Source organism: Meiothermus sp., assembly GCF_025060375.1.
Classification (GTDB): domain Bacteria; phylum Deinococcota; class Deinococci; order Deinococcales; family Thermaceae; genus Meiothermus.
The window spans coordinates 1-5,197 of record NZ_JANXCG010000005.1; the positions used below are offsets into that span (position 1 = coordinate 1).

7 protein-coding genes are annotated in these 5,197 nt (G+C 70.5%); 1 reads left to right on the plus strand and 6 read right to left on the minus strand.

What is annotated here, in order from left to right; all coding sequences use genetic code 11:
• Positions 1 to 43 precede the first annotated feature (43 nt).
• Positions 44 to 217: a hypothetical protein gene (locus NZ849_RS00670; RefSeq protein WP_295403038.1), complete on the minus strand. Its 174-nt coding sequence runs from the start codon at positions 215 to 217 to the stop codon at positions 44 to 46.
• A 366-nt stretch (positions 218 to 583) separates the two neighbouring features.
• On the opposite strand from NZ849_RS00670, the gene NZ849_RS00675 reads away from it, so the two are divergent.
• Positions 584 to 1,732, plus strand: coding sequence for a transposase (locus NZ849_RS00675; protein ID WP_295403042.1), 1,149 nt, complete (start codon positions 584 to 586; stop codon positions 1,730 to 1,732).
• Here the strand turns inward: NZ849_RS00675 and NZ849_RS00680 are convergent.
• The 5 genes from NZ849_RS00680 to NZ849_RS00700 form a co-directional block, all read right to left on the minus strand.
• Positions 1,709 to 2,614, minus strand: coding sequence for an exodeoxyribonuclease VII large subunit (locus NZ849_RS00680; protein WP_295403045.1), 906 nt, complete (start codon positions 2,612 to 2,614; stop codon positions 1,709 to 1,711). The genes NZ849_RS00675 and NZ849_RS00680 overlap by 24 nt on opposite strands.
• Position 2,615: 1 nt before the next feature.
• The gene (locus NZ849_RS00685; protein WP_295403048.1) at positions 2,616 to 3,263 is read right to left on the minus strand and encodes a Crp/Fnr family transcriptional regulator; all 648 of its coding nucleotides are present in this window, start codon (positions 3,261 to 3,263) and stop codon (positions 2,616 to 2,618) included.
• Positions 3,256 to 3,660 carry a competence protein gene (locus NZ849_RS00690; RefSeq protein WP_295403051.1) on the minus strand — a complete coding sequence of 135 codons (405 nt, stop codon included), beginning with the start codon at positions 3,658 to 3,660 and terminating at the stop codon, positions 3,256 to 3,258. The genes NZ849_RS00685 and NZ849_RS00690 overlap by 8 nt, the downstream gene beginning before the upstream one ends.
• Positions 3,661 to 3,673: 13 nt before the next feature.
• The gene (locus NZ849_RS00695; protein ID WP_295403054.1) at positions 3,674 to 4,780 is read right to left on the minus strand and encodes a hypothetical protein; all 1,107 of its coding nucleotides are present in this window, start codon (positions 4,778 to 4,780) and stop codon (positions 3,674 to 3,676) included.
• 49 nt (positions 4,781 to 4,829) lie between these two features.
• On the minus strand, positions 4,830 to 5,197 hold a 368-nt coding region (locus NZ849_RS00700), incomplete at its 5' end, for a hypothetical protein (protein ID WP_295403057.1).

Sequence of the window (5,197 nt, forward strand, 5' to 3'; positions counted from 1 at the left end):
CGGGAAGGTGCCCTAAGGGCCCTGGCCGCCGAGCTAGGGGACGCTATCCCTGGGGGAAGCGCAGGAGGCGGGTGAAGCCCAGCCCCACCCGTTCCCCGGGCCGGGCCTCGAGGCGCACCCAGGCCTCCCCCCAGGGGAGGCGGGCCCGGCAGAGGACCTCCCCCCTGAGGGTCCGCCGCTCCAGGACCAGGGCCTCCACCTCCCCTCCCTCCCGCACCTACCCCTGGCAGAAAGCCAGGACCTCCCCATGCTGGGGGAGGAGGTTGGCCCGGCCGAGGGCCAGGAAGCCCGGGGCCCCATAGACCTCCTGAGCAAAGGTGTCCGCGGGCAGGAGGGCCCAGCCCACCAGCTCCAGGGCCGTCGTGGCCTTCCCCTGGCCTACCCCCCCGGGGGGAGGCCAGGTACCCAAGGAAGACCAGGAGGGCGAGAAGGGGAAGGAGGTTTTTCATCAGAAAGGGGTCTGGGGCGAGAGACCCCAACCAAACCCTGGTTTGGCTGGGGAGGGATAGCCCCAGGCGCTCGCAAGAGCGCAATACCCGTTCACCTCCTTCAAGGTTTGACAAGTTTGCGTTACGCTGCCGCTGTGAAGCTCACCGCGAAGGTCAAGCTGCTGCCCACGCCCGAGGGGCGGGCCTACCTGCTCGAGACTATGCGGCGCTTCAACGCGGCCTGTAACTACATCTCCGACCTGGCCTGGAACACCCGCACCTTCAAGCAAGTCCCACTGCATCACCTCCATTACCACACCACGAAGGAGCGGTTTGGCCTCTCGGCGCAGATGGTGGTTCGGGCTAACGCCAGGGTTGTGGACGCCTACGGGCTGGACAGAAGGACCAAACGCTCCTTCCGTGAGCTGGGGGCTATCACCTACGATGACCGGGTTCTCTCGTGGAAAGTGCACGCCTCCACCGTGTCCATCTGGACAACTGGGGGCCGCCAGACCATCCCTTTCGTTTGCGGCGCTTACCAAAGGAAGCTTCTGGAGACCCGACAGGGAGAGACCGACCTCGCCCTTGTGCGGGGAGAGTTCTATCTTTTCGCGACGGTCAACCTTGAGGAACCTGACCCCGCCGAGGTTGAGGGCGTCTTGGGGGTTGACCTTGGCATCGTCAATATCGCTACCGACTCGGACGGAGAGGTCTACAGCGGTGCTCATCTCAACAACGTCCGCCATCGCTACCGCAGGCTCAGGAGCAAGCTTCAGCGGAAGGCCACCAAAGGGGCCAAGCGGCTGCTCAAGCGGTTGTCGGGAAAGGAGAGGGGGTTTGCCAACGGTGTGAACCACGTGGTCAGCAGGCGCATCGTGGAAAAGGCCAAACGCACGAATCGGGCGATTGCCCTGGAGAACCTTGGGGGCATCCGTCGGGTCAGGGTTAGACGGCCTCAGCGTTCCACGCTGCACACCTGGGCTTTCCGTGACCTTACGCAGAAGCTCGTGTACAAAGCCCGAAGGGCTGGGGTGAGGGTGGTATTCGTTGACCCGAGGGGCTCCAGCCGTGAGTGCCCCAGATGCGGGCATACCGAGAAGGCCAACCGGCCTGACCAGAGTACCTTCCAGTGCCGAGTCTGCGGGTTCGCTGGCCATGCAGACAAGGTTGCAGCCCTGAACCTTAGTGTTCGGGGCTGGGCAGCCGTCAACCTGCCGAACGTGGGGGAAGCGAATCGTGCCCTGCACGGTTCTGTCCCTACAAGCCCTGTCCAGACCCCGTTAGGGGTTGGTCAGGGTAGTTGACCCCAACCACCTCCAGAGGAGCCACAGGGCCGCCCCCAGGGCCAGAAGCCGGTACAGCCAGAGCTCCCAGACGGGGAAGGGGCGGGCCGGGGGTGGGGTGGCCGCAGCCAGCTCCTTTAGAGCGGCGCCCAGCAGGCTCGGCGTCTCCACCCGCCAGTCGGCCGCCGCGGCCAGCAGGGTGCTGTCCTTGGCGTGGCCGATGGCCGCAATCAGGGGGGTGCGCAGGGCGAGGGCCGCCTCCACCAGGGCCGGGTGGTCCAGGGCCGAGAGGCCGCTCCCCCCGCCCCGCACCACCGCTATGGCCGCGTAGCCCTTGAGGTCGGCCTGCTCGAGTTCCCCCACCAGGGTAGCGGGCGCGAAGCCCACCCGCCGCTCCTCGATCTGGAAGGCCGCCCGGGCCGCCCCCAGGGCCCGCTCCACGTCGTGGTCCACGATCCCCTCACGGGGGTAGAGGAAGAGCAGCCGGGGCCGCTCACCGGAGAGCAGGGCCCGGCGCAGCAGGGTGGGCACATCCTTTCGCTCCTTGCGGGCCAGCCCCTCGTAAAGGGGCAGCCTCGGGTCAGGGGCCGGGGCCGCCTCTGTCGCAATCAGCTCGGTCATCTGCAGCAGGGGCTGGATGCGCCCCTCCGAGAGGGTGAAGTCCAGGTAGCCCCGCACCGTGACCAGCTGGCCGTCCTCCCGGGGCAGCCGGGCGTCCAGCGCCGGGGGGGCCAGCAGGGTCAGGCCCTCCCCCTCCTCCCCCAAGAGGCTGTGGTAGTAGCCGCTCCGGTAGGCCCTGGAGGAGCGGCGCAGCCGGCCCCGCACCACCAGCACCCGGCGGGGGAAGCCATCCCGCAGCGTGCGCAGGGCCTCCCCCGGGTAGAGGATCGGCTCCTGGACCACCTCAGCCCTCCAGGCCCACCAGGTCCGACAGGCGCTCCGGCTGGAGCACCTCCACCCTCCCGTACCGCTGCCGCAGCAGCCCCCGCCGGGCCAGCCGGCGCAGGCCGCGGGTGGCAGACTCCCGGCTGGTGCGGGCCAGGCAGGCCAGCGCCCGGTGGCTCAGGGGCAGCTCGGCCCGGCCCTCCCGCTCGCAGAGGCGGACCAGGTAGGCCGCAAGCCGCCCCTGGAGGCTGGCGAAGCTGCACCACTCCAGCTCCTCCATCCGCTCCCGGAGCTTCCCGCTCAGGACCCGCAGCAGGTTCAGCCGCAGGAGGGGCCAGCGCACGGCCAGCCCCTCGTAGTCCTCCCGGGAAAGCCGCCAGGCCACCCCGTCCTCCGCCACCCGGGCCGTCTCGAGGTAGTGCGCCTCCCCCACCAGGCTGCCCTCCCCCACCAGGTCACCGGGCAGGGCCAGCCCCACCGGGCGCACCCGGCCGCCCCGCCGCCGCTCCAGCCGCACCCGGCCCGAGGCCAGCCACCAGACCGCCCAGGCCGGCTCGCCCTGCCGGTAGAGGCACGCCCCCCGGGCCACCTCCACCCGGTCCAGGGCCGCCTCCACCTCCCGCCGGGCCGGGGGCGGGAGGTCCCGGAGCAAGGGGTGCTCAGCCACGGCCAGCCCTCCAGCGGAAGAGGAGCTCCAGCCCCAGCAGCCCCGCCAGGGCCAGCCCCAGGCCCTGCCGGGTCTCAAACAGGGGGTGGAGCAGCGCCAGCGCCACCCCCAGGGCCAGCCCCGTGTGCCCCAGCAGCAACCCCGCGGCAAAGAGCCAGCCCCACACCTGCCGCAGCCCCCCGGCCGCCCAGGCGTTGAGGGCCAGCAGGCCCCCGAACCACAGCAGGGCCGACCACAGGTGGGGCTGCCCCCAGGCCAGGGCCCACAGGGGCAGGGCCAGGCCCAGCGAGACCAGGCCCCGCCGCCAGGTCAGCCGGCCCAGGCTCCAGGCCACCGCCAACGGGCCGAGCAGCCCCGCCGAGGGGAGCCCCAGGAGCAGGTAGCGCCACGAGGCCATGCCGCTCCCTCCGTCAGGGCCAGCCCGGGGGCAGGAAGGGGGAGCCGGGCTCGATGGGGGTGCCCTCGGGGAAGTGGTGGAGGTCCCGGTTCCCGTTCTCCGGGCGCTGGAGCATGTCGTTGATGAAGAAGTCCACCACCTCCCGCGGGCTGGTCACCTCCTCCACCCGCCACTCCCCCCGCTCGCAGCGCACGCTCCCGTCGGGCTGCTCCACCGCCCCGAAGCGCCGCCCCATCAGCCGCCAGAGCTTCCGCTCCCAGGGGTGCAGGAAGGGCCCCCGGCCCTGGGCTGCGGCGTAGTAGAGCACCCAGTTGTCGGTGCGGTTGTTGAGGATGATCTCGGGCGAGTCCACCCCGATGGAGTGGTGGGCATCAACATCCCGGGCCTCCCCGAGCCCCTCGGAGACCCCGTTGGTCCAGGACCAGACCAGGGTGAAGCTGGGGGGCAGGTGGAGCTGCCCCACGTTCCGCCCCTGCTGGGGGGCCGACTTCCAGAAGGAGATGTAGATGCCCCGCTTGTACCAGAGCTCCAGCGGGTAGGGAGCGGTCTGCTGGAAGCAGGCGATGAGGGGGCCGCTGATGGGCCCCAGGTTGAGGGCGCTCCAGACCTCGGGGCTCCTCGGGGTCTTCCCGGCCAGGCCGGGCCGGTCCTCCCAGGGGAAGCGGTCGATCACCCCGAAGACCACCGGCCCCACCGGGGCCTCAAAGCGCCAGGGGAAGCCCCGCTCCGCGTCGATCCGGAAGCGGTACCGCCAGAAGAACTTGCGCCCCCCGTAGCGCCGGTCCGGGCTCACGTCCAGCCCGTAGTGCAGGATGTAGCCCTCGTTGGCCCCGAAGCTCTGCATCTCGCGGTACTGCTTGCTGACCTCACCAATGTCCGGGGTCCCGTACCACTGGTGCCGCCAGCTCCCGTCCAGGGCCTCGATGTAGGTGGTCACCTCCAGCCCCCGGGCGTTGTCCTTGAAGTAGAAGAAGACGTCCCGCGGGTCCTCAGCATTCCCCCAGACGATGGGCCCGTCCGCCGGGGGGTCGACCGGGAGCGGGGGCGGCGGGGCGGCCGGCTGCCGGCTGCAGGAGGCGGCCAGCAGGAGGGGCAGGAGCAGGAACAGAAAGCCTCTCATATGGAGCATGCTAGCAGGACCGGCGGCCGCTGGGAGGGAAGATGAGAGGCTACTGCCAGAAGATCTCCCCGTCCCTCACCCCCAGCTGGTAGGGGCCGCAGGTGTAGTAGAAGAAGGCCTCATCCCCACTCGGCGACATGCTGCACCGGGCCACCGTCCGGTAGCGCAGCGTGTAGTCCCGGATGGGCGTCGCGGCCCGCTTGGCAAAGCGCAGGTAGCTGTAGCGCGTCCTCCTTCCCTCAACCTCCTGCTCCCCCTCCACGGTCTCGACCCCCTCGGCGATGTAGCTGAGGTCAGGGGTGATCTCCTCCGGCCCGGCCTCCTCCACCTGCAGCAGGCGGAACTCGGCGCTGTAGCCAGGCCTTCCGTCGATAGGGTAGACATAGGCCAGCACCGTGCGGCCCAGCACCGGGTGGG

Bases quoted from the DNA above. Each gene is read 5' to 3' on its own strand.
- NZ849_RS00695 (WP_295403054.1), bottom strand. From the start codon at position 4,780: ATGAGAGGCTTTCTGTTCCTGCTCCTGCCCCTCCTGCTGGCCGCCTCC.
- NZ849_RS00690 (WP_295403051.1), bottom strand. From the start codon at position 3,660: ATGGCCTCGTGGCGCTACCTGCTCCTGGGGCTCCCCTCGGCGGGGCTG.